This is a genomic window from Mesorhizobium sanjuanii (genome assembly GCF_002529485.1).
GTDB classification, from domain to species: domain Bacteria; phylum Pseudomonadota; class Alphaproteobacteria; order Rhizobiales; family Rhizobiaceae; genus Mesorhizobium; species Mesorhizobium sanjuanii.
Genome location: NZ_NWQG01000054.1, coordinates 46074 through 71455 on the forward strand (window position 1 = coordinate 46074; position 25382 = coordinate 71455).

Genomic DNA, 25382 nt, shown 5'->3' on the forward strand with positions numbered 1-25382 from the left:
AGAGAGCAGGCAAGGACTTGCGCAAGCCCCTGTCGAAAGCCACTGAAGAGGGAATGTAACTCATGTCGATGATCAAACACGGATCCATGATTGGGAAAGGCCTGGCGGCTCTTGCCGCCGGCACAATCAGCGTTTCGTTGGCGCTGCCCGCGGTCGCCGCGCCGACCAAGTTCGATTTCTGGTTCGGCCTTTCGGGCGACCTCGCACGTGTCGTCGATACGCTGTGCAAGAACTTCAACGCCTCGCAGTCCGACTATGAAGTGGTCTGCACCAGCCAGGGCAACTATGACGCCACGCTGCAGAACACGATCGCGGCATTCCGCGCCGGCAAGCAGCCCACCGTCGTCCAGGTCTATGATGTCGGCACCGCCACCATGATGCTCTCCGGTGCCTACAAACCTGCCGACAAGCTGATGGAAGAGAACGGCTACAAAGTCGACTACGCCGACTATTTCCCCGGCATCGCGCGCTACTACGCGACTTCGAAGGGCGAGATGCTGTCGTTCCCGTTCAACTCGTCGACCGCGTTGATGTACTGGAACAAGGACGCCTTTGCCAAGATCGGCAAGACCGAGGCGCCGAAGACCTGGGAAGACGTCGGCGCCGACCTCAAGGCGCTCAAGGACGCCGGCTACGAGTGCCCGATGGCGATCAACATCTCAGGCAATGAAAGCTGGCAGTTGATGGAGCAGTTCTCCGCCATCCACAACCAGCCCATCGCAACCGAGAATAACGGCTATGACGGCCTCGACGCTCGCCTTGAAGTCAACAAGACCAAGTTCGTCCAATATGTCGGCGACCTCAAGAAGTGGTATGACGAAGGCCTCATCAAGATCAAATCCAAGGATCTCGGCCAGGACATGGTCCAGGCCTTCGCCTCCGGCACCTGCGAGGTCATCCTGTCCTCGGTCGGCGACCATGGTACGGTCACCAAGACCAAGAAGGAAGGCTTGAACTGGGATGTCGCCGAATTGCCGACCTATGCCGGCACCGAGCGCAAGAATTCGCTGGTCGGTGGCGCTTCGCTCTGGGTTCTTTCCGGCAAGTCGGATGCGGAATACAAGGGCGCTGCCGCGTTCCTGAACTTCATCCAGGATCCGAAGACCGCCTTGTTCTGGTCGACCAACACCGGCTACATCCCGGTGACGAAGTCGGGCTTCGACTACATGAAGGCGAATGGCTTCTACGACAAGGCGCCCTACAAGGGCCGTGAGGTCGCAATCGCCAGCCTGACGGCGTCCGAGCCGACCGAGATCACCCGCGGCATCCGTCTGGGCAATTTCACTCAAATCCGCGCCGAGTTCGGCACGCAGATGCAGGCGATCTTCGCCAACAAGGTCAGCGTCCAGGACGGCATCGACACGCTGGTCAAGAATGGCGACGCTATTCTCGACCGCTTCCAGCAGACCTATCCGAACAAGATGCTGCCCTGATTTCAGGCATTTCAGCGGCCGCCCGTCGGTTCTTGTCCGAGCATGATCTCTTCCGAAAACCGGTTCCCACTTTTCGGGACCATGCTTGGATCGACGGGCGGCCATTTCATATCCAGTCTCTTCCTGGGGAAGCGGGCTGGCGGTTCAACAGCGTCGGCGGATCGATGGAAAAACGCGTCACTTTCAGCAGATGGACGATCGGCATCCTGTTCGCGGTGCCACAGCTTCTGCTGATCTTCACGTTCTTCTATTGGCCGGCCGGCCAGGCGGTCTACTGGTCGCTGACGCTGCAACAACCCTGGGGCGGCGGCAACATCTGGGTCGGGCTCGACAATTTCAAGTCGATCCTGTCCAGCGCAGATTACTGGAATTCGATCACCGCCAGCCTGGTCTTTGCCGCGACCAGCACCGGGCTGGCGATGTTCATCGCGCTGGTGCTCGCCGCGCTCACCGACCGGCAGCTGGCCGGCTCGCGCTTCTACCGGGTGGTGCTCATCTGGCCCTATGGCATTGCAGCACCGGCGCTGGCGCTCGCCTTCCGCTTCATCCTGGCGCCCGAGGCCGGTTTCATGGCCGTGGTCAACCGGATGTGGCCGGGATTCTGGGATCCAGGCCTCGACGGCTTCGACGCCATGGCTTCAATCATCGCGGCCTTTTCCTGGAAATATGTCGGCTACAACTTCATCTTCTTCCTTGCCGCGTTCCAGGCCATTCCGCGTTCGCTGATCGAGGCGGCGGCGATGGACGGGTCCGGCGTCGTCAGGCGCTTCTTCGACATCCAGTTTCCGCTGATCACGCCAACCATCTTCTTCCTGCTGGTCATCAACATCACCGAGAGCTTCCAGGATTCCTTCGGCATCGTCGACATCATGACATCAGGCGGGCCGGCGAACGCCACCAATCTGATGGTCTACAAGATCTATTCGGACGGTTTCAAAGGCCTGGATTACTCGGGCGCCGCCGCGCAGAGCATCATTTTGATGCTGCTCATCATCGTGCTCACCATCTTCCAGTTCCGCTTCATCGAGCGGCGCGTGCATTACCGGTGAGGCGGCCATGGTAGAACGCACGCCGATCCTCAATTTCATCACGCATCTCGTCCTGTTCATCGGCTTCGTGCTGGCCGTGGCACCGTTCGTGATCGTCGCCGTCGCCGCCTCGCACAATCTGAAGGACGTCAACGACGTGCCGATGTCGTTGCTGCCAGGCGGCGACTTCTGGGTGAACATCAAGACGGCCTGGACGACGGCCAATCTCGGTCCCAAGCTGCTCAACAGCTTCATCATGGCCGCGGGCGTGGCGGCGGGGAAGGTGATGATCTCGGCGCTCACCGCCTTCTCCATCGTCTATTTCCGCTATCCCGGCCGCACCTTCATCTTCTGGCTGATCTTCGTCACGCTGATGCTGCCGCTGGAGGTGCGCATCGTGCCTACCTACGCGGTGGTCGCCAACGTGCTGTCGCCCTACCAGACGATCCTCGACGTGACCGGGTTGAGCTGGCTCATCGAAAAGGTCTCGGGTGTTCAGGTTGCGTTGAATCTGGGGCTGCTCAACTCGTATTCGGGGCTTATCCTGCCGCTGATCGCCACCGCCACCGGCACCTTCCTCTACCGGCAGTTCTTCCTGACGGTGCCGGACGAACTGACCGAGGCGGCGCGCATGGACGGGGCCGGCGCGTTGCGCTTCTTCATCGACATCCTCTTGCCGCTGTCGCGCACCAACATGGCCGCGCTTGGAACCATCATGTTCCTGTGGGCGTGGAACCAGTATCTGTGGCCGCTGCTGGTCACCACCGACCAGTCGCATGCGACAGCGGTCACCGAGCTCAAGCAGCTCATTCCCAATGTCGGCGGCATTCCGGAATGGAACATCGCCATGGCCGGCACGCTCATCGTCATGCTGCCGCCGCTCATCGTCGTGGTGGCGATGCAGCGCTGGTTCGTGCGCGGCCTGATCGCCACCGAGAAATGACTTCACAAGGAGACGTCTGATGGCCTCCATCACCATTCGCGATGTCACGAAAAGCTATGCCAAGTCGCAGGTCGTGCATGGCGTCGATCTCGATATCGCGTCGGGCGACTTCGTCGTCATTCTCGGGCCTTCAGGATGCGGCAAGTCCACGCTGCTCAGGATGATTGCCGGGCTGGAAGAGATTTCCGGCGGCGAGATCGCCATCGATGGCACTGTGGTCAACCGGCTGGAACCGCGCGAGCGAGGCTGCGCCATGGTGTTCCAGAACTACGCGCTCTACCCGCATATGAGCGTCGCCCAGAATATCGGCTATTCGCTGAAGGTGGCGGGCGTGCCCGCGGCCGAGCGCACGCAGCGCATACAGGCCGTGGCCCGCATCCTCGAGCTCGAGCCGATGCTCGACCGCAAGCCGGCGGCGCTGTCGGGCGGCCAGCGCCAGCGCGTCGCCATGGGGCGCGCCATGATCCGCGAACCGAAGGTGTTCCTGTTCGATGAGCCGCTCTCCAACCTCGACGCCAAGCTGCGCGTGCAGATGCGCTCGGAGATCCGCAAGCTGCACCGCCGGCTGAACGCGACATCGGTGTTCGTCACGCATGACCAGGTCGAGGCAATGACGCTCGCCGACCGGTTGGTGGTGATGAATGGCGGCCGCGTCGAACAGGTCGGCACGCCAGGCGAGATCTACAAGCGCCCGGCCAGCCGGTTCGTGGCGACCTTCGTCGGTGCGCCGGCAATGAACATCCTCGAGGGCGTCGTCGGGCTCGACGGCCTCTCGCTGCTTGGCGGCAGCCGGCGGCTGACCATTCCGCGGGTCGGCCTGCCGGTCGGCGCCAAGGTCGCGATGGGCATCCGGCCTGAAGCCGTGCGCCTGGTGGCGCCCGGCTCGCAGGGCGTGCTCAATGCCACAGTCGATCTCGTCGAGGAACTGGGCGCGGGCAGGGTCGTCTATGTCGATATCGACGGCGCGGCGTTTTCGGTGGTGACGTCCGAGACCGTCCATCCGGCGCCCGGCGAGACAGTCGGTCTGAAGATCTCGCCCGAAGACATGCATTTCTTCTCGTCGGAGACGGGCGCCCGCCTTGATGTCTTCAAGGCGTCCGTGCCGGTTCCCGCACATTGATGCACCACAATGCGCTGGCGTTTGCTCCGGGCGGCCAGCAAAGGAAATTCCCTGTCGATCGAACAGAGGTCGTGCCATGAAAATCATCCAGGTCACGGACGTCCATCTCGGACGGCGGGGCGAGATCCGCTACGGTGCCGACCTGCATGAGCGGCTCGACCGCTGCATCGATCACATCAATATCCGTCACGCCGACGCCGCGCTTTGCGTCTTCAGCGGCGACCTGACCGAGGCCGGCGCGGCCGAGAGCTATGCCGATCTCAAATCGGCCCTGGGCAGGCTTTCGATGCCTTACCGGCTGCTGCCGGGAAATCACGACAGGCGCGCCAACCTCGTCGCCGCATTTCCCGAGAACCCTGTCGACGACAATGGCTTCGTGCAGTCGGCCTTCGAGACGCCCGAGGCGTCGCTGCTGTTGCTCGACAGCCTGGCTGAAGGCCGTGTCACCGGCGAGCTATGCGACAAGCGGCTGGCCTGGCTCGACGCGCGGCTGGGCGAGGCGGCGGGCCGGCAGGCCTACATCTTCCTGCATCATCCGCCGGTCGAACTCGGCCTGCCCATCCTCGACCCGCTCGGGCTCGAGCAGCCCCGGCGATTCGTCGACCTGCTCGAGCGCCACGGCAATGTCGGCCACATCTTCTTCGGCCATGTCCATCGCGACATCGCCGGCACGGTCGCCGGCATCCCGTTCACCGCGCAACGCGGCTTGCATGCCCGCTTCATGCTCGATCTGGTCGGGGAAGAATTGGTCGAGCAGGCGCCGCCGACATACGCGATCATCCTCATCGACGCTGCCGCGCGCCGGGTCGTCGTGCACAATTGCGATTTCCTCGAGCGCTGGCCGCTTTATTCGCCGGCGACGGGCGAAAGGGTGCAATAAGGCCGTTCAGGCGAATACATGCGCCTTGCCGGACACGGTCAGCCGCACGATCTCGCCGACGACAGGCGTGTCCATGCCTGGCTTGCGCAGGATCAACGGCGTGTTGCCGATCGCGGCGGCGTCGGGCGGATCGGGACTGTTCAGCAGCCGCACCGCGATAGTGCACATGGAGCCGGCGAATTCGGATTCCGTCACCTCGCCGAACAGCATCTCCGGCGTGCCCGACATGCCTTCACGTGACGTTCGTTTCAACAGCACCTGTTCCGGCCGCAGCATGATGCGGGCGACGTCGCGCCGTTCCCTGGTGTCGACGGCGATGCGGCCGAGCGGCGAGCTGGCGAAGCCATCGGCGATCTTCGCCGGCAGGATGATGGCGTCGCCAAGGAATTCGGCAATCATGCGGTCTTTCGGCTGGAGATAGAGCTCGCGTGGTGTGCCGACCTGCGAGAACAGGCCGTCGCGCATCACCGCGACCTGGCTGGCGAAGGACAGCGCTTCGGCCTGGTCGTGGGTGACCAGGATGGTGGTGATGCCGGCCGCCTCCAGAAGCTCGGCGACCGCCTTGCGCATCGAGGCGCGCAGGCCGGTGTCAAGCGCCGAGAACGGCTCGTCGAGCAGCATCAGCCGAGGCTTCATCGCCATGGCGCGGGCCAGCGCCACGCGCTGCTGCTGACCGCCGGAGAGCTCGTGCGGCCGTCGCTTCAGGATCGCCTTGTCCAGCCCGACGATATAGGCGAGTTCGACGATGCGCTCGCTGCGCTTGTTCTCGCCGCGGGCCATGCCAAAGCCGATATTGTCGGCGATGCTCAGATGCGGAAACAGGGCGCCGTCCTGCGCCACCACGCCGATGCCGCGGCGATACGCCGGCACGGCAGCGCCGCCATTGGCCAGCACTTCACCGTCGAGCACGATGCGGCCCCGGTCTGGCGCTTCGAAGCCCGCGATCAGGCGGAGCAAGGTCGTCTTGCCGCAGCCGGACGGCCCGACGATCGCCGTGCGGCTGCCGCTCGCCACGCTGAGGTCGACGCCGGACAGTGCCGCTACCGGCCCGTAGCGCTTGTGCACATCGGTGAGTTCGAGAAAGCTCATCGCCCGGCCATTCGCTTCGACTGGACATAGAGCAGCCAGGTCAGCGGCAGCGACATCGCCACCATGATGAAGGCATAGGGTGCGGCGGCCGCATAGTCGATCTCGCCGCTGTAGGACCAGAACGCCATCGCCAGCGTGCGGGTGCCGTTCGGCGCCAGCATCTGCGTGGCGGTCAGTTCGTTCATGATGCCGAGCGCCACCAGCGCCATGCCCGCCGCCGCGCCCGGCGCCGACAGGCGGATCGTCGTCGACCACAGCGCCTTGAGCGGCGGTCGGCCGAGGCTGGAGGCGGCGCGTTCGAGCTCGACCGGCGCCTGTGCGATCGACGCCCTGAGGCTGATCAGAGCGCGCGGCAGGAACATCAGCGCATAGGCGACGAGGATGGTGAGCAGGGTCTGGTAGAGCGGCAGGGCGATGCGCACGGTGATGGTGACCAGCGCCAACGCCACGACCACGCCGGGCAGGGAGCCGACGATGTAGTTGCAGCCCTCCAAGAGACGCTGCAGCGGTCCCGGCGCGCGGATCGAGATCCAGGCCATCGGCATGGCGGCGACGGTGGCAAGCAAGGCGCCGGCGAGCGCCAGGAACAGGGTCTGGCCGAGCGCGAGGCCGATCTCGTCGAGACGCCAGACATCGGCGCCGCCGGCGATCAGCCAGCGACCGACGGTGATGAACGGCACGCCTAGCGCCAGCAGCGCGGTGACGGCAGGCAGAGCCAGGCAAGGGAGCGTGGCGCGGTCGAGCCCGGTGCGCTGCTGCTGGCGTGCGGCGCCAGAACCGACGCGGGCATAGCGCTCCTCGCCGCGCACAAGCACTTCCAGCCCCAGCAGCACGAAGCAGCAGGTCACCAGTACGGCGGCCAGCATATTGGCGGCGGGACCGTTGAAGGTCGACTGGAACTGGTCGACGATCGCCGTGGTGAAGGTGTCGAAGCGGATGAAGACGTAAAGGCCGTATTCGGCGAGCAGATGCAGGCCAACCAGCAGCGAACCGCCGCAGATGGCGAGCCTGAGTTGCGGCAGCACGACGCGGGCGAACACGCGCCACGGACCGAGACCGAGCGCCGCGGCGGCGTCTTCGAGGGCAGGGTCGAGCCGGCGCAGCGCCGCCGCCACCGGCAGATAGAGGAACGGGAAATAGGCGATGACCGAAACCAGAACGCCGGCCCACAGGCCGTGCAGTCCAGGCACCAGGGTGATCCACGCATAGGAGTGGACGAAGGCTGGAATTGCGAGCGGCGCCACCGAGAGCCAGGCCCAGAGGCGGGCGCCGGGCAGGTCCGTGCGTTCGGTCAGCCAGGCCAGCGCCACCGAAAGCACGATCGAGATCGGAACGGTCAGCACCACCAAAAGCACGGTGTTGACCAGAAGCTCGCCAACACGCGGCCGGAAGACCAGCGCCGATACGGTTTCCCAGCCGGTCTGCACCGCGACCCATAAGATGAAAGCAAGCGGCAGCAGCGCAAACAGCGAGACGAGGATTGCGGCGAGCAAGATCCAGGATGAGGACCGAAGCCGGGCCGACCGGCCGGCAGCCAGGCCTGGGCGGGCAAGATCGGCCGCTGACTGCATCAGGCCGGACGCCATGCCGCCGCCTGCCGGCGGCAACGGTTGAAGGAACCGCGAACGCAGCCGGAAATGCAGTCTGCCGTCATGCTGGTCGTGTTGCTGGTCGTCATGGGGGACGAATGCCATCTCGAAAAACAGAGCGCTCCCGCGGAAAGCGAATTCCCGCAGGAGCGCAGTCGGTTGCCCTTTTAGGACGAATGCCGGCTAAAGCAAGCCGGCTGCCGTCATCAGATCGGTCACCTTCCTGGAATTCAGCGTCGCCGGATCGACCTTCGGCGCCTGCAGATCGGCCAGCGGCACCAGCTTGGGGTTGGACTCCGCGCCCTTGCCGACAGCGTACTCGTAGGAAGTGCCGGTCTTCAGCACTTCCTGGCCGCCTTTGCCGGTCACCCATTTCAGGAACGCCTGGGCTTCCTTCGGGTGCTTGCTGGAGGCCAGCACGCCACCGCCCGAAATCGAGACGAAAGCGCCCGGGTCCTGGTTCTTGAAATAGTGCAGCGCGACGTTCTTGCTGTTCTCGCCGGTCTTGGCCTGATCGCCGAAATAGTAATAGTGGTAGATCACGCCGCCTTCGATCTCGCCGGCATTGACCGCCTTCATCACCGTGCCATTGCCCTTGTAGGCGGTGAAATTCTCTTTCATCGCCTTCAGCCAGTCGGTCGTGGCGGCCTCGCCCTTGAGCTGCAGAAGCGCGCTGACGATCGCCTGGAAGTCGGCGCCGGAGGGGGAGGCGGCCCAGCGACCCTTCCAGCTCGGATCGGCAAGATCGAGCAGCGACTTGGGCAACTGGTCGGCGCTGAGCTTGGTCTTGTTGTAGGCAAAGACAGTGCTGCGCGCGGCAACGCCGACCCATTTGCCGGTGGTCGGCTGGTATTCCTGCGGAACCTGCGCCAGCGTGTCGGCATCGACGGGCGCGAACAGGCCCGATGCCTCGACCAGGGCCATGGCCGGGGAATTTTCGGTCAGGAACACATCGGCCGGTGAGGCTGCGCCCTCGGCGACGATCTGGTTGGAGAAGTCGCTGTCGCCGCCATTGCGTAGCGTGACCTTGATGCCGGTTTCCTTGGTGAAGCCCTCGGCCCATTCCTTGGCAAGGCTTTCATGCTGGGCGTTATAGACGACGATGCCGTCTTCCTCGGCCACGGCCGGGCCCATGATCAGGCCGATTGCCAGCGCGGCGCCGGCAAGGGTGGAAAGGGCAGATTTCATGGCGTCGTCCTCGCTCTTGATGGTCCCTGAATTGGCACAGCTGCACCTAGCAATACATGAATATCATAGTCAACATTGAGAGGCTGCTTCAATCGGTCGCCGGCTGCAAACTTTCGTGACGCTCCCTACTTTGGCTTGGACATTATTTCGCCGGCCACGTAACAAATCAGCGCCGAGGCGCGAACATCGGGGAGTGAACTCTTGTGACCGGCAAGGACGAAGCCGAATTCTCCCGGCTATTGCGGGCTGCGATAGGAGGAGATGAAAGGGCCTATGCCGACTTTCTGCACCGGGCGGCTGCTCTCGTTCGCGGCTTTGTCAGGCGCAAGATCGTAAAGGGCGGGGTCGACCCAGAGGATGTCGTGCAGGAAACCTTGCTGGCCATTCATGTGAAACGGCATACCTGGCGTCAGGATGCGCCGGTCTTGCCATGGGTCTATGCGATCGCGCGTTTCAAGCTGATCGACGCCTTCCGGCGGCGTGGACGGCGCGTCGAGATCGAAATCGACGAGATCGCAGAGACATTCGCCGAACCGGAGGCCGAGATGGTCAGCGAGCGCGACATCAACCGGGCCCTGGACGGCCTGCCGCCGGCGCAGCGTTCCGTGGTTTCGTCGGTGTCGGTGGAAGGCCGCTCCATCGGCGAGACGGCAGCGAAGTTCGGTATCAGCGAGACGGCCGTGCGGGTGTCGCTGCACCGCGGGCTTGCCGCAATAGCCAAGCGGTTCGGAGCCGGGTGACATGAGGACCGAGGATCTCATCAAGGCATTGGACGCTGACGCCGGCAGCAAGGCGATGCCGCTGCGCTCGGCCTGGTGGCTGGCCACTGCTGCCGCGGCGGCGGTCGCCGCGGTGGTTTTCTGGCTCACCATCGGTCCACGTCTCGACATCATGACTGCCCTGCACACGATGCGTTTCCTGTCGAAATTCGTCTTCACCATCGTGCTTGCCGCCACCGCCTTTGCCCTGATCCGCGCGCTGTCCACCCCCGGCGCGTCGACCGGCAAGGCGGCGGCATGGATGATCGCTGCGCCGCTGCTTGTGCTGGTTGCCGTGGTTCTGGAGCTTTTCGTCGTGCCCGAGGCCGATTGGGGCACGCGGCTGGTCGGCACCAACATGATGGTCTGCATGACGTTCATCCCACTCATCGGCATCGGCCCGCTCGCCATCTTCCTATGGATGCTGCGCTATGGCGCGCCGACGCGGCCGGCGCTTGCCGGGGCAGTGGCGGGCCTGCTCGCCGGCGGGCTGGCCGCGACTTTCTATGCGGCGCATTGCTTCGACGATTCGCCGCTTTTCGTCGCCACCTGGTATTCGATCGCGATTGCCGCCCTCGCCGCGCTCGGGGCGCTCGGCGGGCGGCTTTTCGTGCGCTGGTAGCGACAGTCGCGCAATCGGAACAAGAAAACGCGCGGGTAAGCGCTTCGACCAGAAATCGAATTCGATTTCTGGTCGAAGCGCGACGCTTGGATACTCGTATACAAAGGAGCGCGTGCTTGTGCGCCCAAATGGACGCTCTATCTCTTTGTTTTTGCGCAATTCCGGACGGAAAACCGTTTCACACTTTTCCTGGAATTGCTCTAGCGGGTCGGAACGGGGTGCTCGCCGCGATAATCGTAGAAGCCACGCCCGGTCTTGCGGCCGAGCCAGCCGGCCTCGACATATTTCACCAGCAGCGGGCAGGGGCGGTATTTCGAATCCGACAAGCCGTCATGCAGCACCTGCATGATCGACAGGCAGGTGTCCAGCCCGATGAAATCGGCAAGCTGCAGCGGCCCCATCGGATGGTTGGCGCCGAGCTTCATGGCGGTGTCGATGGCGTCGACCGATCCGACACCTTCATAGAGCGTGTAGATCGCCTCGTTGATCATCGGCAGCAGGATGCGGTTGACGATGAAAGCCGGAAAATCCTCGGAGACGGTGATGGTCTTGTCGAGTTGCTTCACATAGGCCTTGGCCGCCTCGAAGGTCTGGTCCTCGGTGGCGATACCGCGCACCAGCTCGACCAGCTTCATCACCGGAACCGGATTCATGAAATGAATGCCGATGAAACGCTCAGGCCTGTCGGTCTGCGCGGCCAGACGCGTGATGGAGATCGACGACGTGTTCGTCGCCAGGATGGCTTCGGGATTGAGCTGGGGACAGAGCTGGGCATAGATCTTGCGCTTGACCGTCTCGTCCTCGGTCGCCGCTTCGATCACCAGATCGGCGCCGGCAAGGTCAGCCATGGCGGGTGCTGCCGAAATGCGCGCTATGGCTTCGTTGCGCAGCTTCTCTTCCAATTTGCCGGAGCCAACCTGGCGGGCCATGTTGCCGCTGACGGTGGCGATGCCCTTTTCGATGCGGTCGGGCGAAATATCGTAGATCAGCACCTTGTAGCCCGAAAGCGCGGACACATGCGCTATGCCGCCGCCCATCTGGCCCGCGCCGATGATGCCGATCGTCTCGATCTTGCTCATTACACCGATCCCGTCGAAAAGGCCTTTGCGACCTGCTTTTTGTGCGGTGCAAACTAAAAGGGCGGGGCAGCTTCGTCTACCCCACCCTTCACAATTTAATACGCTTTGGCAGAATGCGTCAAAGCGCCTTTTGCAGTTCCGGCAGGATGACGAAGAGATCGCCGACAAGGCCATAGTCGGCGACCTGGAAGATCGGCGCTTCCTCGTCCTTGTTGATGGCGACGATGACTTTGGAATCCTTCATGCCGGCAAGGTGCTGGATGGCGCCGGAGATGCCAACGGCGATGTAGAGATCGGGAGCGACGACCTTGCCGGTCTGGCCGACCTGCCAGTCGTTCGGCGCATAGCCGGCGTCGACCGCGGCGCGGGAAGCGCCGACGGCGGCACCGAGCTTGTCGGCGACCGGCAGGATTACCTCCTGGAATTTCTCCGAGGAACCCAGCGCGCGGCCGCCCGAGATGATGATCTTGGCTGAGGTCAGTTCCGGACGGTCGGTCTCCGACAGCTTGTTCTCGACAAAGGAAGACAGGCCGGGATTGCTTGCTGCCTTCACGGTCTCGACCGCGGCCGAGCCGCCTTCGGGCGCTGCCTGGAAGGAGGCGGTGCGCACGGTGATGACCTTCCTGGCGTCGCTGGTCTGCACCGTCTGGATGGCGTTGCCGGCATAGATCGGTCGCTTGAAGGTATCGGGCGAGACCACTTCGATGATCTCGGACACCTGCGCGACGTCGAGGAGTGCGGCCACGCGCGGCGCGACATTCTTGCCCGACGAGGTCGCCGGCGCGATGATGGTGTCATAGGAGTCAGCGAGGGAAACAACCAGCGCTGCCATCGGTTCGGCGAGGCGCTCGCTCAACTCGTCAGCTTCGGCCAGCAGCACCTTGCTGACGCCCTTGAGCTTGGCGGCGGCGTCCGCTGCTGGCTTGGCGCCCTTGCCGGCCACCAGCACGTGCACGTCCGAACCGATCTGCAGCGCCGCCGACAGCGCCTTGGCGGTCTGGTCGGAAAGCGTCGCATTGTCGTGTTCGGCAATCAGAAGAATAGCCATTGATGGTTTTCCTGACTTTCGTCTTCGAGCCGCCTGAAATCCGGTCAGGCCAAGTCGAAAACGGTTGGTTTCGAGAACCGGAGCGGAGCGTACTTCAGTACGTGAGCACCGGAAGCGGAGAAGCCGGCCGTTTGCAGGCCGGCATCATCGGATTTCCTTAAAGCACGCCGGCTTCGTTCTTGAGCTTGTCGACCAGTTCAGTGACGCTCTTGACCTTGACGCCGGCCTTGCGGCCGCCTGGCTCCTCGGTCTTGATCACCTTCAGCCGCGGCTTGACGTCAGCGCCGTAGTCGGCGGGCGATTTCTCGTCGAGCGGCTTCTTCTTGGCCTTCATGATGTTGGGCAGCGAGGCATAGCGCGGCTGGTTGAGGCGCAGGTCGGCGGTGACGATTGCCGGCATCTTCAATTCCACCGTTTGCAGGCCGCCATCGACCTCGCGCGTCACCTTGGCCTTGTCGCCGTCGAGCACCACCTTGGAGGCGAATGTCCCTTGAGCCCAGCCGAGCAGTGCGGCCAGCATCTGGCCGGTCTGGTTCGAGTCATCGTCGATCGCCTGCTTGCCAAGGATGACGAGGCCGGGCTGTTCCGCCTCGACCACGCCCTTCAACACCTTGGCGACGCCGAGCGGCTCGGTCTGCTCGTCGGTCTTGACCAGGATGGCGCGGTCGGCGCCCATGGCGAGTGCGGTGCGTAGTGTCTCCTGCGCCTGCTGCGGCCCGATCGAGACGACGATGATCTCTTCGGCCTTGCCGGCTTCCTTCAGCCGGATCGCTTCTTCCACCGCGATCTCGTCGAACGGGTTCATCGCCATCTTGACGTTGGCGAGCTCCACCGCCGAACCGTCAGCCTTCACGCGAACCTTCACATTCGCATCCACAACCCGCTTCACGGGTACAAGGATCTTCATTTGCCTGTCACCTCTCTAGAGATAATTGCGCGCTATAACAGCCTGCGCCTGCGCAGAGTTGTCGAAAGCCGACATTCGGGACGGAATTCTGCTCTCCAAACGCCTAACAATGGCGCTTCCGTAGTGGCGGCAAACCTGCACGTCAATATGCGCTAGAGCAGGATGAGTTGAAGTCGGACCAGTCATCCTGCTCTAGGTCTTTGTTTTTTCGCATGATCTTTTCCGAAAAGTCTGCAACTTTTCGGGATCATGCTCTAGCCACTCAAATCGGTTCAGTCCGGAGCCGACGCACGGCCCCAGCGGGGTGCCGGCTGCTCGCTGGCGGCAGGCTGGGGTGCAATGATCGCCGGATCGGTCGCGGGCGCGTCGTCCGCGGCGGCGAGCAGCGGCACGCCGCGTCTGCGCAAGATCAGCACCAGCATGGCCCCGGCGATGATGCCGCCGACATGGCAGGCCCAGGAAATCTGGTCCTCGCCACCGGCGGCGAACATCACGATCTGGAAGAGGATCCACAAGATGAGCGGGATGAAGGCCGGGATCCGCAATGGAATACGGGCAAAGGCCAGCACCCAGACTTTCACCCTGGGATAGAGGATCAGATAGGCTGCGACCACCCCGGCGATGGCGCCCGAGGCGCCGATCAGCGGCACCTGCGAGTCCCACGCGACCAGGCCCTGGAAGAAGGCGCCGCCGACGGCGCAAAGGAGGTAGAAGATGAGGTACCTGACATGGCCGAGCGCGTCCTCGACATTGTCGCCGAACACCCACAGGAACAGCATGTTGCCGCCGAGGTGGAAAATATCGGCATGCAGGAAGGAATAGGTCAGGTAGCTCAGGCTCTCGGGGATGACGACAAACTCGGGTGACAGTTCCACCGTGTTGTGAACGACGGACGGAATGAAGCCGAGACCGAGCACCGCGGCATTCGAGAATTGCTCGCCGCCGAGCGCCGTGGCGAAGTAGATGAGCGTGTTGAGCGCGATCAGGCCGATCGTCACATATTGCAGCTTGATGTGCCGCAGCCTGTTGGTGTCATAGAGCGGGATAAACATCGAGCCCCTCCCGCCTCCGGCGAAAATCAGCGGTTCTTGCCGGGAACCCATAACACGTCGGCATTTCCGTTGTCATTCACCGCCCTCGCGGCGACGAACAGAAAGTCCGAGACACGGTTGATGTACTTGATTGCCTCGCGGTTGACATGCTCACGCGGATTCTGGGCCAGCGCCACCATGATGCGCTCGGCGCGCCGCGCCACCGTACGGGCGAGGTGAAGGGCGGCTGCCGCCGGCGTGCCGCCGTTGAGCACGAAGGATTTGAGCGGCTCAAGATCCTTGTTGAGAAGGTCGATATCCTTTTCGACACGGTCGGTCTGCACAGCTGTGATGCGCAGCGGCTCATAATCGAGCGGCTTGCCGTCATCGGGCACCGCCAGATCGGCACCGAGGTCGAAGAGGTCGTTCTGGATGCGGGAAAGCATAGCATCGATCAATGGATGCGTCGTTGCGGTATTGAGGCGGGCCATGCCGATGCAGGCATTGGCCTCGTCGACCGTACCATAGGCATCGACACGCAGATCGGATTTCAGCCGCCGTTCGCCAGTGCCGAGGCCGGTGGTGCCGTCGTCGCCGGTACGGGTGTAGATCTTGTTGAGCTTGACCACGCTCTGCCTCCCGAACTCGCTGGTCGCCTTATTTGCGGGTGAACCAGACGGCCAGCATGATCAGCACCAATGCCACGAACTGCAACAGCACGCGCGCCTGCATCAGCTTGTTGGAGGTCACGCCATCGCCGCCGCGCATCATATTGATGAGGCCGCGAACCAGCACGATCACCACGGCGACCATAACGAGAACGGCGAGGACATTGAAGACGGTTGCCATGTGGGGTTCCAGTTCGATTGCGTTCAGGCGCGTTTGGCAAGCAGGCGGTAGAGCATCGATGCCGGCAGGACGCGTTTGAGGACCACGCCGATTCTGGCCGGCACTGTTACCACATAGTGCGGGCGAGGGCGCCGCGACAGAAGCGCATGGCGCAAGGCCGCATAAACCACTTCCGGACCGGGCTTCAGGCGCGACGTGCTGCCGCCGGCCCGCAGCCGCTCCAGTTGCGCCTTGTAGGCGAGGCGGTGGACGGAATTCTCATAGTCGATGTTCTTCAGGAACCACACAAGGCCGTTGCTGGCGATCTTCGATGTCACGGGCCCGGGCTCGATCAGCGAGACATGAATGCCGCTGCCCTGCAACTCCTGATGCATGCACAGCATCAAACCTTCGATGGCGTGCTTGGATGCCGCATAGGCGCCCCGGAATGGAACCGGCGTCAGGCCGAGGATCGAGGAGCAATGAACGAGACGGCCATGGCCCTGGCGGCGCATTGCCGGCATGACACGACGCGTGAGGTCGTGCCAGCCGAAGACATTGGCCTCGAATTGCTCCCTCAACGCTGCAACCGGCAGATCCTCGACGGCGCCAGGCTGTCCATAGGCGCCGTTGTTGAACAGGGCATCGAGCCGCCCACCCGTGCGCTCCAGCACAGACGCCACCAGAGCCTCGATGGATTCGCCTTCGCGGTAGTCCAGATAGAAGGCCTCGATGCCGTCGGCTTCGAGGGCGGCGATGTCGTCAGGCTTGCGCGCCGTCGCGAACACCCGCCAGCCGTCCGCCTTCAGCGCCCGGGCGCAATAAGCGCCTATCCCAGAAGAGGCGCCGGTGACGATGATGCTGCGCAACTCTTCCGCTGTGGAGTTCGTGGTTCGACCAAGGGTTGCCATTTGCCGCAATCCCTTCCCATATTCGCGGCGTCGAGACAATCGAGGGGGTGTGGTTCTTGTTGCGGAAGATTGTCGCCCTGCGCCGCGTGCTCTATGACGCGCTTGGCCATTTCAACACCGACGATGGCTGGGCGATGGCCAGCCATTTGGCGATCACGGCGCTTATGGCGCTGTTTCCGTTCCTGATCTTCGCCACGACGCTGGCCAGTTTTTTTGGCGCGCAGGCTTTCGCCGACACGGCGGTGCATATCGTCTTCGACACCTGGCCGGAGCAGATCGCCAAGCCGATCGCGCGCGAGGTGCTCAACGTGCTTACCGTCCGGCGCACCGATCTGTTGACCTATGGCGTCGTGCTCGCCGCTTTCTTCGCCTCCAACGGCATCGAGGCGCTGCGCACCTCGCTCAACCGCGCCTACCGCGTCTCCGAAACGCGCGGCATCATCTACCGCCGAGTGCAGAGCATCGCCTTCGTGCTGATCGCCACGGCAGGGTTCCTGGCGATCAGCGTGCTCCTGGTCTTCGCGCCCTTGCTGGCGCGGCTGGCTGAGGCCAATTTCGAATGGATAAAGCCCTATATGGGGACGATCACGCTGTGGCGTTACGTCATCGCGTCCGCCGTCATCGTCGGCGGGCTGTTCGCGGTGCATTTCTGGCTGCCGGCGGGCAAGCGCCGCTTCGTCTCGATCGTGCCGGGCATTCTCTTCACGCTGGCTGCCTGGCTCATAGGCTCGACCATCTTCGCCACCTATCTCGACCATTTCTCTTCCTATGTGACGACCTATGCCGGCCTCGCCTCGATCATGATCGCCGTCGTCTTCCTCTATATCGTCTCGGCGATCTTCATCCTTGGCGGTGAGCTCAACGCCGCGATCAGCCGCTATCTCGAGGCGCGCGCCCGGGTCGGCTGAGCAGTGGCCAGGCCGACGCCGAAGGTCGTGATCGCCATGCCGACGATCTGGACAAGGTTCAGCTGCTCGCCGAACAACGCCCAGGCCATGAGCGCGGTGACGGCCGGCACCAGATAGAACAGCGAGGCGACTTTCGACATCTCGCCGTCGCGGATCATCAGCATCAGCAGGAAGATGGCGCCGATCGACAGCACCAGCACCAGCCATGCCATGGCGAAGATCAGCTCGCCATTGACAGTGACCGTGCGCGTCTCGAAGGCGAGCGAGGCCAGGACCATCAGCGAGGCGCCGCCGACATACTGCCACATGGTGGCCGCGATGAGGTCGCCGCCGGAGGCAAAGCGCTTCTGCCAGATCGTGCCGGCGCTCATGCCCAGCACCGAGACCAGCGAGGCAGCCAATGTTTCAGGCGTTACTCCGCCGCCAATCGCGCCAAGCTTCGGCCACAGAACAATGATCACCCCGACCAGGCCGATGCCGAGACCGAGCCAATGGCGCGGCAAGATGGCCTCGCCAAGGAACTTGCCGGCGAGCACTGCCGTGATCAGCGGCTGCAGGCCGACGATCAAGGCCGACAGCCCGGCGGGCATGCCCCTGTGGATCGCCCAGAACACGCCGCCGAGATAGACGCCATGCATCAGGATGCCGGCGCCGGTGGCGTGCAGTGCCTCCATACGGCTCGCGCGCTTCGAACCAAGTGCCGCCATCAAGGCAACCAGCAGGATGGCTGCCAGGACGAAGCGTGCGGCGAGAAAGGTAAAGGGTTCCGCCCATGGCATGGCGTAGCGCGCACCGATGAAGCCTGTCGCCCACAGGACGACGAAGGTGGCGGGGATAAACCGCTTGATGCTGTGCATTTCCGGGGGCTGCCGCGTGGTGAGAGTTGACCAGGCGATCCTCTATCGCATCGGCCCGAAAATCGGAATCGATTTTCGGAAAGCACGATGCGTAGATTCAAAAGTATTAGAGCGTACTTTGTGCGTCCAAGTGGACGCACGTCGCTCTAATGCGGTTCAACCCGGGGCGCAAAATGAAACGATTGATCCATACGTTATTCGAATTGACGCATGGCGAACCCACATGCTCTCTTCGAGGATCAGAGCCCGACCAATTTTCTGATATCGTCCGGAGAGGCGCCGGCCTCGCGCAGGGCGGCAAGGCCGGTGTCGCCAAGGCTCTTCGACAGTTTTCGTCCATCCGGGCCAAGGATGAGACGATGGTGGAAATAGGCCGGCGGCGGCCGGCCAAGCACTTCCTGAAGCAGGCGCTGCATGCTGGTCGCGGCATAAAGGTCCTGGCCGCGCACGACGTGGCTGACGTCTTGCAGCGCGTCGTCGACGACGACGGCGAGATGATAGCTGGTCGGAATGTCGCGGCGCGCCACGATCACGTCACCCCAATCCCGCGGCCTGGCCTCGATCTGTCGCGTCGCGGAAAGCGTTTCATCCGTAAATTCGGTCCATGACAGGTCCTTGCCGACATGCGCCATTGCTGCATCGACATCCAGCCGCCAGGCGAAAGGTGCATTCTCGGCAATCCGCCGCCGGCGTTCCTTCACCGGCAGTGCCTTGTCGGCGGCGGGATAGAGCGGCACGCCGTCCGGGTCGCGCGGCCAGTTGCGGCCGCGCTTTTCACTGTCGGCAATGAAGGCCCTGATCTCGCCTCTGCTCATGAAGGCCGGATAGACGAGTTCCTGCCCGATCAGCCGGTCCAGTACGGCCTGATAGTCCGCGAAATGATCGGACTGGCGGCGCACCGGCTCTTCCCAGCCAAGCCCGAGCCATTTCAGGTCGCGATAGATGCCGGCCTCGAATTCAGGGGTGCAGCGTGTCGTGTCGATGTCCTCGATGCGCAGCAACAGGCGCCCGCCAGCCGCTTTTGCCATTTGCTGGTTGAGCAGCGCCGAATAGGCGTGGCCGAGATGCAGTTCGCCATTCGGGCTCGGCGCGAAGCGGAATGTCAGGAGTGTCATCTCTCGGGTTGCAATCGGATTGTCAGGCACTTTCGCCGGTTGCTAGCGTGTGCCTGGTTACATCAGCCAGTTTGCGCCGGGAACGAGCATTCATGCAACGCATCGCCAATCTTGACGACATTGCGCAAGGCCTCGATGCGCTTTGCCTCATCGATCCGCGCCTGGAAAGAGTGCGCGGCATGGCCGGCGAGGTGCCGCTTCGGCTGTCCGAGCCGGGGTTTCGCAGCCTTGCCTCGATCATCGTTTCACAGCAGGTGTCACGCGCCAGCGCCGACGCCATTTTCGGGCGGCTGACAAAGCTCGTCGATCCGCTGACGCCGCAAGCCATACTCGCCGCCGGCGAGGACGTCTTTCGCGAGGCCGGACTGTCGCGGCCGAAGCAGCGTGGCCTGCTCGCGGTTGCCCGGGCCGTGGCCGACGGGCTCGACCTCAACCATCTCTGTTCGCTCGACGCCCCCGAAGCGATCGCGGCGATGACGGCCGTCCCGGGCATCGGGCTATGGACGGCGGAAGTCTATCTGCTGTTCGCCGCCGGCCATCCCGATGTTTTCCCCGCGCGTGATGTCGCGCTGCAAACGGCAGTCGGCCACGCGCTCGGCATCGACCCGCGTCCGCCGGAGAAAACACTGATCCAGCTCGCCGAATCATGGAGCCCGTGGCGAGGTGTCGCATCACGGCTTTTCTGGGCTTACTATCGCCAAACCAGGGGCCGGGATGCCGCGCCTCCCGCCTGAAATCGCAAAAAAGCATTGAAATCATGCATTTTTGACGCTTTGGGCGAGCGACAATCCGCTTCACATCCCTGTCATGTCGGGCTTACAGTATCCGCGCCGATCAGTTCTGAAACCAAGGAGGATCAACACGTGACGGTTGCCGTATCTCCGGATGGGCTTCCAGCACTGGTGCTGAATGCGGATTACCGTCCGCTCAGCTATTACCCCCTGTCGCTCTGGTCGTGGCAGGACGCCATCAAGGCGGTGTTCCTCGACCGGGTGAACATCGTCGCCGAATACGAGCATGCGGTGTCGTCGCCGACCTTCTCGATGAAGCTGCCGAGCGTCGTCAGCCTGAAGGCCTATGTGAAGCCTTCGCGGCATCCCGCCTTCACCCGCTTCAACGTCTTCCTGCGCGACCGTTTCCAGTGCCAGTATTGCGGCACGCCGGAGGACCTGACCTTCGATCACGTCATCCCGCGCCATCGCGGCGGCGCGACGACGTGGGAGAATGTCGTCGCCGCCTGCTCGCCCTGCAACCTCAGGAAGGGCGGCATGATGCCGGCGCATGCCAAGATGTGGCCGCTGCAGAAGCCCTATCAGCCGACGGTGCACGATTTGCACAATAACGGCCGCCTGTTCCCGCCCAACCATCTGCATGAAAGCTGGATGGATTATCTATACTGGGACGTCGAACTGGAACCATAGGGTTCGGCAGAAATCCGCCATGCTGGCCGGCTGACGCAGCTTTCTGCGCTTCCGGTGCTCACGTACTTGAGTACGCTCCGCTCCGGTTCTCGAAAGCCGCGCCATCCGACTCAGCCTGCCGAATTTCTGAACGAACCCTGCCTCGCGCCTGGCTCAATCCCGGGCAAGCGCGCTGCGGAAAGCGACCACTGCAAGGACAAAACTGGCGATGGCGTTCCAGCCGGCCAGCGACAGGCCGAGGATGCGAAGTGCTGCCTTGTCGCAGGAGGGCGGGACAAATTTGTCGAGCGCGTCGAGCACGCCCTTGCCGCCGGTGTCGACAGGGCCGGCGCCTGCGGTGCAGTCGGCCGGTCCCTGCCACCATGCCCATTCGACGCCCGAATGGTAGACGCCGAGATAAAGGCCGTAGACCATCAGCAGGCCGCCGACGGCCAGCAGGCCGCGCGTCAACCACGCCGGTGCGCTGAGCACCGAGGCCAGCACCGCCAGCAGCATCAGCGGCACGCCGATATAATAGGGGGTGCGCTGCTCCAGGCAGAGATGGCAGGGGATGTAGCCGCCTATGTACTGGAAGGCCAACGCCGAGCCGACCGTGGCGGCCATGGCGACGGCGAGAAACAAGGCCGCTCGCATGCGTTGACGTCCGGTGTCGGGATTGACGGTCGCAGTCATCGATCTTCTGTCCGTTCGTTTCGCGCCCGCGCCGCCTCTTGCCTATGCATGTCGTTGTCCCAAAACCGCCGCACGCTTTTGGGCGACATGCATCAGATGGCGTATTTGACTGTTATATAGAGCAAAATCAGGGCAGCGGCGGCGGCGCTTGCAATCAGGCCAAGACGCTTTTCGATGAACTCCCGGATCGGTTCGCCATAACGGCGCAACAGCCAGGCAAGAAACAGAAAGCGGGCGCCGCGGGCGACGATCGCGAGCGCGATGAACAGCAGCAGATTGACGCCGATGACGCCGGACAGGATGGTTACCACCTTGATCGGCGGCAGATGGGCAAGGCCGGAGGTTACCAGCATCAGGATGATGAAGCCGACGCCCGAAGAGGTGCGCAGCGCCTCGAACTCGTCATATTTGCCGTAGAATTCGAGGATCGGTTTGGCCACGGCATCGTAGGCGTAGTGGCCGATGAACCAGCCGGCGATGCCGCCCAGCACCGATGCCAATGTCGCGATCAGCGCGTAGCGATAGGCACGATCCGGCCGCGACAGCGCCATCGGCAGATAGAGCACGTCGGCAGGCACCAGGAACACCGAGCTTTCGACGAAAGCGATGAAGGCCAGCCACCATTCGGCGGATTTCCTTGCCGCCAGCGACAAGGTCCAGTCGTAAAGTCCGCGAAGCATCGGCACTCCTAATCCGCGTCGCCCAAAGTGCATAAACCAAGACCCAAAGCGCGCCGCATCATCTCTTCAGACGCGGCGCGCTCTAATGCGCCGTCTGTCTAGAAAGATTTTCCGCGCCGCACAATGGCTGGAGCTTCACGAAGACGAAAGGTGAAGTTTCGCCGCAGCTGCAACCGAGCGCGAATTGGCCAGTTGACGAACAGGCCTCCAACCGTATAGTCCGCGCCCATCCAGGCCGTCCGGCCTGAGCCCCTATGGCGGAATTGGTAGACGCGCTCGACTCAAAATCGAGTTCCGCAAGGAGTGCTGGTTCGATCCCGGCTAGGGGCACCACCCTTCGCTCTTCGAGCTTCGGGTGGCAGGCCACCCGGGCACGTTAGACGAAGGAGTGTCCTCCGAAGCTTTGGCGAAGGAGTGGCCTCACAGACGAACACCGCGTTGGTCTGGCGGCGGCCTACCCACGGATGCAGGTGAGCTAAGAAACTCGTCCGAACGCGATTTTCGTGCATCGAGCGCAGCTGCTAGACGAGGCCGGCCGGCCCGCCACCCTCGTTCGGAACCGCAACGCGACCCTGCTACTGTAGCAGCATCTTCAGTGCCTCGACCGTCAGTCCGTCGTCTAGCGTGTGCAGCATTGCGTGGCAGTTGGGGCAGACGGGTATCAAATCTCCCACAGGATCGACCTTGTGCCTTTGGCCCCGCTTGGCAACAGCGACCTTGTGGTGGACGTGGATGAAGCCGGCGCCTCGAGAGCCGTACCGTTTCTCAAAGTCCATTCCGCAGGCCGCGCAGATGGCCTTGTGGTGAGCAATGCATGCCCTACGTGCGGCGGGGTCGCGCTCATAGCGATTCACAGGAATCGTTATCACCGCGCCTTCATAGAACAGCGGCGAGGAGGGTAGGACCTCCTCGGCAATTAACGGCCCCCTAATCCTGGTCTTATCTTGCGCCCAGTGCCGAATTACGGGGCTTCCCCAGTTGGCGGCTTTGGGCGCTCGCTCGTACTTCAGTTTGTCGACCAGCTTTCTGCCGGGCTTTGACCAATAGTCAAGTATCCGAGAAACACGAGAGTATGCGCTGTAGGGCTTGCCGGAGCCTTTCCCGCCACTGCCGTATTGTTTCACAAAGGATGCCCAAGCGTCGGGATGCTCGATCTTAACAAGGTCGATGAACTCGTATGTTGAGAAAGCTCGCCATTCGAACTGATCGACCAATTTCCTAAATTCAGTGTCGGTGAATGTAATTGTCAATCTATCCCTCCTATGCGAGCGACCGCAACGCTAATAGTTGTGGCTGTCAAAAGCAACTTGCATTATCCTTACACGATTACCACGAGAGCGGGAACGGATGCTTAAAATTATATCAAGTGGAGTAACTTATGGCCTTGCCTCACTCATTCCTGGATCAAGCGAAAATCAAAGGCACGGATTTTGTGTTCCTGGATTCGGGCGCCTATGGGGCGATCTTCGTGGATAAAGTGGCGGGGACTGTCGGAAGGTTACTACGCCAGAGACGACGGAGATCATGGCCAAAAGACATTCCAGTGGGAAGTCGAGGCCTATGAAATAGCCAGCGAAACTGACCATCTAAGGATCTAACCCCACAATTTAAGGGTACTCGGGAATCGTTTTGTATAGTTGATAGAGAGGGGACGGACATCACCGCATATTTTACGACCGACCTTTCATTCGACATGCAATATGTCGACGGGCATTTTCAAAAGATAATTGCGGCCTCCGACTACGAAGCCAAGAGGGTATGGGATTTGCTCCGAGGCGCTGGGATTTCATATGTCTTGGATATTTCGGTGGTGATTGAAAGCGGCCGAATTACAAAAGTCATAGATTTCGCGGTATCGAATGAAGAGCCTGAAGCGATACCCCTCTAGTCTAGGCATTGAGCCGGCCTCAAATTGACGGAAAAATCCGAGGGGGCCGAACTCGACAGTTGCAGCCTCGCGGTGCTCCCTTAGGGTGGCGGACCTGCGGCCCTGCCGCGACAAGCATCGAGCAGCAGATAGCACCCGAGAATACCTTGTCAGGTCGTTCGCCCGGACATTGAAGACTTTTCAAAGGACTTCGCTAGCATGCGCTACGCCGCCGCGATTGACGCTGACATCCTTCGACGCACGGATGATCAGCCGGCTTCAGCCCATAGTACGGTCAATAGCCAGAAAGCGCCCATCAACATCGCGCCAACAGTTGGTACGACCAGAGTATACCCCAGCAGGGCGAAACCCGCCTTCGGGCTGCGGGCGAGGAACGCGCCCGCCAGCCAGCCAATCGCCGCCAGGGCGAATATCCCGTAGATGAAGGCTGTCCAGATTTCGTTGCTCATGGCCTATCTTTGCCTGAGATCGTCATCCGGGTCTAGCGCCGTCCCAGCAGGCTCTTCATCCGGTTGCGCAGGATGCGCGCCATGTTGCGGGTCTCGCGGTAGAGATGAAGCTGCGAGGCCGCCTGGCGGGCGAGGCGGTCGGCGTCCGGCGAAAGCCCGATGACCAGCGTGCCCATCGGCTTGCGCTCCGTCCACAGCCGGCTCATGACGGGGTGGTCGGGCACGGCGCAGGAATCGGTCATCATGATGTTGGGGTCGTCGAGATGCTGCCTGGTCACCTCGATCATCAGCAGCGTGCCGGGCGAATAGGTGGCAAGCGTCTCGTCATAGGCCGTCTTCCAGGTGTAGGCGACGCCGGCCTCGACGAAGACGATCAGGCTGGCGATGGTGCGGTCGTCCAGCGTCAGCGAATGGATGCGGCACAGATCCTGTTCGGCCAGCCGGTGCACGGCCTCGCGGGCGAAGGCGGCGCGGTAGCGGTCGATGGCCATGGCGGTGCGCTCGCGGCCTTTCCAGCCCGCCGCCTCCAGCGTCAGGAAGCTCTCGATGGCATGGCGGATGTTTTCCGGCCCGCGCGCCACCAGGTGCTCCAGCCTGCCGAGGTCGCCAAGGCGGCGCTTCAGGCGGCGGAACTCGCGATAGTGATGCGAGCGCAGCGAGGCCTTGAGATATGTTTCGGCGTCGAACTCGCTTTCAAGCACGGGGCGTTCGGCCTTGCCGGTGATGAGCAGCGTCAGGCCATGCGTTTCGGCGACGGTGGCAAAGAGGCTGGCCACCGGGCCGTCGAGCCGGATGTCGGGCAGGACGAAGACTTTCGGCAATTTGAGATGCGGCCGCGACAGCATCGCGAAGAAATCCTCGATGACGCCGACCGGGTCGTCGCGGTCGACCAGCGGCGTGCCGATCGGGCCGAACGGGCTCGACCAGGTGCGCATGAC

At 62.7% G+C, this 25382-nt stretch carries 27 protein-coding genes and 1 tRNA gene; 11 read left to right on the forward strand and 17 right to left on the reverse strand.

Annotated features, from left to right (window positions below):
* Window positions 1-86: 86 nt before the first annotated feature.
* The 5 genes from CN311_RS11160 (at window position 87) to CN311_RS11180 (ending at window position 5404) form a co-directional block, all read left to right on the forward strand.
* Window positions 87-1433, forward strand: coding sequence for an extracellular solute-binding protein (locus tag CN311_RS11160; protein ID WP_208866473.1), 1347 nt, complete (start codon window positions 87-89; stop codon window positions 1431-1433).
* 164 nt (window positions 1434-1597) lie between these two features.
* The gene (locus CN311_RS11165; protein WP_097573679.1) at window positions 1598-2482 is read left to right on the forward strand and encodes a carbohydrate ABC transporter permease; all 885 of its coding nucleotides are present in this window, start codon (window positions 1598-1600) and stop codon (window positions 2480-2482) included.
* Window positions 2483-2489: 7 nt separating this feature from the next.
* Complete coding sequence (locus CN311_RS11170; RefSeq protein WP_097573681.1) at window positions 2490-3404, forward strand: ABC transporter permease subunit; 915 nt, start codon at window positions 2490-2492, stop codon at window positions 3402-3404.
* A gap of 19 nt (window positions 3405-3423) precedes the next feature.
* Entirely contained in the window at window positions 3424-4524 is a 1101-nt protein-coding gene (gene ugpC, locus CN311_RS11175) for a sn-glycerol-3-phosphate ABC transporter ATP-binding protein UgpC (protein ID WP_097573683.1), read from the forward strand.
* 76 nt (window positions 4525-4600) lie between these two features.
* A complete protein-coding gene (locus tag CN311_RS11180; RefSeq protein WP_097573685.1) occupies window positions 4601-5404 on the forward strand; it encodes a phosphodiesterase in 804 nt (267 codons plus the stop codon).
* Window positions 5405-5410: 6 nt separating this feature from the next.
* Here CN311_RS11180 and CN311_RS11185 read toward each other — a convergent pair whose 3' ends face one another.
* From CN311_RS11185 to CN311_RS11195, 3 genes are all read right to left on the reverse strand, one after another.
* Window positions 5411-6493: an ABC transporter ATP-binding protein gene (locus CN311_RS11185; protein WP_097573687.1), complete on the reverse strand. Its 1083-nt coding sequence runs from the start codon at window positions 6491-6493 to the stop codon at window positions 5411-5413.
* Window positions 6490-8064 carry an ABC transporter permease gene (locus CN311_RS11190; protein WP_165779663.1) on the reverse strand — a complete coding sequence of 525 codons (1575 nt, stop codon included), beginning with the start codon at window positions 8062-8064 and terminating at the stop codon, window positions 6490-6492. Before CN311_RS11190 ends, CN311_RS11185 begins: the two co-directional genes overlap by 4 nt.
* Window positions 8065-8265: 201 nt before the next feature.
* The gene (locus CN311_RS11195) at window positions 8266-9270 is read right to left on the reverse strand and encodes an iron ABC transporter substrate-binding protein (RefSeq protein ID WP_097573689.1); all 1005 of its coding nucleotides are present in this window, start codon (window positions 9268-9270) and stop codon (window positions 8266-8268) included.
* 203 nt (window positions 9271-9473) lie between these two features.
* On the opposite strand from CN311_RS11195, the gene CN311_RS11200 reads away from it, so the two are divergent.
* Complete coding sequence (locus tag CN311_RS11200; protein WP_097573691.1) at window positions 9474-10010, forward strand: sigma-70 family RNA polymerase sigma factor; 537 nt, start codon at window positions 9474-9476, stop codon at window positions 10008-10010.
* 1 nt (window position 10011) lies between these two features.
* On the forward strand, window positions 10012-10650 hold the full coding sequence (locus CN311_RS11205) for an NrsF family protein (RefSeq protein WP_097573693.1): 639 nt from the start codon (window positions 10012-10014) through the stop codon (window positions 10648-10650).
* A 200-nt stretch (window positions 10651-10850) separates the two neighbouring features.
* Here CN311_RS11205 and CN311_RS11210 read toward each other — a convergent pair whose 3' ends face one another.
* From CN311_RS11210 to CN311_RS11240, 7 genes are all read right to left on the reverse strand, one after another.
* On the reverse strand, window positions 10851-11729 hold the full coding sequence (locus CN311_RS11210) for a 3-hydroxybutyryl-CoA dehydrogenase (RefSeq protein WP_097573695.1): 879 nt from the start codon (window positions 11727-11729) through the stop codon (window positions 10851-10853).
* Between the two features lie 118 nt (window positions 11730-11847).
* Window positions 11848-12777 (reverse strand): electron transfer flavoprotein subunit alpha/FixB family protein, encoded by a 930-nt coding sequence (locus tag CN311_RS11215; protein ID WP_097573697.1) that lies wholly within the window; start codon window positions 12775-12777, stop codon window positions 11848-11850.
* Window positions 12778-12934: 157 nt separating this feature from the next.
* Window positions 12935-13684 (reverse strand): electron transfer flavoprotein subunit beta/FixA family protein, encoded by a 750-nt coding sequence (locus CN311_RS11220; protein WP_097573698.1) that lies wholly within the window; start codon window positions 13682-13684, stop codon window positions 12935-12937.
* Window positions 13685-13956: 272 nt separating this feature from the next.
* Complete coding sequence (locus CN311_RS11225) at window positions 13957-14736, reverse strand: rhomboid family intramembrane serine protease (protein WP_097573699.1); 780 nt, start codon at window positions 14734-14736, stop codon at window positions 13957-13959.
* A 26-nt stretch (window positions 14737-14762) separates the two neighbouring features.
* Window positions 14763-15344 carry a cob(I)yrinic acid a,c-diamide adenosyltransferase gene (locus CN311_RS11230; RefSeq protein WP_097573701.1) on the reverse strand — a complete coding sequence of 194 codons (582 nt, stop codon included), beginning with the start codon at window positions 15342-15344 and terminating at the stop codon, window positions 14763-14765.
* A 28-nt stretch (window positions 15345-15372) separates the two neighbouring features.
* Entirely contained in the window at window positions 15373-15564 is a 192-nt protein-coding gene (locus tag CN311_RS11235; protein ID WP_097573703.1) for a twin transmembrane helix small protein, read from the reverse strand.
* A gap of 23 nt (window positions 15565-15587) precedes the next feature.
* The gene (locus CN311_RS11240; RefSeq protein WP_097573705.1) at window positions 15588-16454 is read right to left on the reverse strand and encodes an SDR family oxidoreductase; all 867 of its coding nucleotides are present in this window, start codon (window positions 16452-16454) and stop codon (window positions 15588-15590) included.
* A 56-nt stretch (window positions 16455-16510) separates the two neighbouring features.
* Here CN311_RS11240 and CN311_RS11245 point away from each other — a divergent pair, with 56 nt between their 5' ends.
* Window positions 16511-17362, forward strand: a complete 852-nt coding sequence (locus CN311_RS11245) for a YihY/virulence factor BrkB family protein (protein WP_097573733.1) — start codon at window positions 16511-16513, stop codon at window positions 17360-17362.
* Here the strand turns inward: CN311_RS11245 and CN311_RS11250 are convergent.
* Window positions 17332-18219 (reverse strand): DMT family transporter, encoded by an 888-nt coding sequence (locus CN311_RS11250; RefSeq protein WP_097573707.1) that lies wholly within the window; start codon window positions 18217-18219, stop codon window positions 17332-17334. The genes CN311_RS11245 and CN311_RS11250 overlap by 31 nt on opposite strands.
* Window positions 18220-18458: 239 nt before the next feature.
* Window positions 18459-19334: a tRNA glutamyl-Q(34) synthetase GluQRS gene (gene gluQRS / locus CN311_RS11255; protein WP_097573709.1), complete on the reverse strand. Its 876-nt coding sequence runs from the start codon at window positions 19332-19334 to the stop codon at window positions 18459-18461.
* 92 nt (window positions 19335-19426) lie between these two features.
* Between gluQRS and CN311_RS11260 the strand changes: the two genes are divergently transcribed.
* Window positions 19427-20068, forward strand: coding sequence for a DNA-3-methyladenine glycosylase family protein (locus CN311_RS11260; protein WP_097573710.1), 642 nt, complete (start codon window positions 19427-19429; stop codon window positions 20066-20068).
* A gap of 129 nt (window positions 20069-20197) precedes the next feature.
* Complete coding sequence (locus CN311_RS11265; RefSeq protein WP_008874122.1) at window positions 20198-20755, forward strand: HNH endonuclease; 558 nt, start codon at window positions 20198-20200, stop codon at window positions 20753-20755.
* Window positions 20756-20908: 153 nt separating this feature from the next.
* Here CN311_RS11265 and CN311_RS11270 read toward each other — a convergent pair whose 3' ends face one another.
* Window positions 20909-21427, reverse strand: a complete 519-nt coding sequence (locus CN311_RS11270) for a disulfide bond formation protein B (protein WP_097573712.1) — start codon at window positions 21425-21427, stop codon at window positions 20909-20911.
* 92 nt (window positions 21428-21519) lie between these two features.
* The gene (locus tag CN311_RS11275) at window positions 21520-22107 is read right to left on the reverse strand and encodes a YqaA family protein (protein WP_097573714.1); all 588 of its coding nucleotides are present in this window, start codon (window positions 22105-22107) and stop codon (window positions 21520-21522) included.
* Window positions 22108-22355: 248 nt separating this feature from the next.
* Between CN311_RS11275 and CN311_RS11280 the strand changes: the two genes are divergently transcribed.
* Window positions 22356-22440 (forward strand) — tRNA-Leu (locus CN311_RS11280).
* A gap of 242 nt (window positions 22441-22682) precedes the next feature.
* On the opposite strand, the gene CN311_RS31930 is transcribed toward CN311_RS11280, so the two are convergent.
* The 3 genes from CN311_RS31930 to CN311_RS11300 form a co-directional block, all read right to left on the reverse strand.
* Window positions 22683-23357 (reverse strand): HNH endonuclease, encoded by a 675-nt coding sequence (locus CN311_RS31930; RefSeq protein WP_115504244.1) that lies wholly within the window; start codon window positions 23355-23357, stop codon window positions 22683-22685.
* Between the two features lie 886 nt (window positions 23358-24243).
* The gene (locus tag CN311_RS11295; RefSeq protein WP_097573718.1) at window positions 24244-24444 is read right to left on the reverse strand and encodes a hypothetical protein; all 201 of its coding nucleotides are present in this window, start codon (window positions 24442-24444) and stop codon (window positions 24244-24246) included.
* A 32-nt stretch (window positions 24445-24476) separates the two neighbouring features.
* Window positions 24477-25382: GNAT family N-acetyltransferase (locus tag CN311_RS11300; RefSeq protein WP_097573736.1), on the reverse strand; the 906-nt coding region annotated here is incomplete at its 5' end.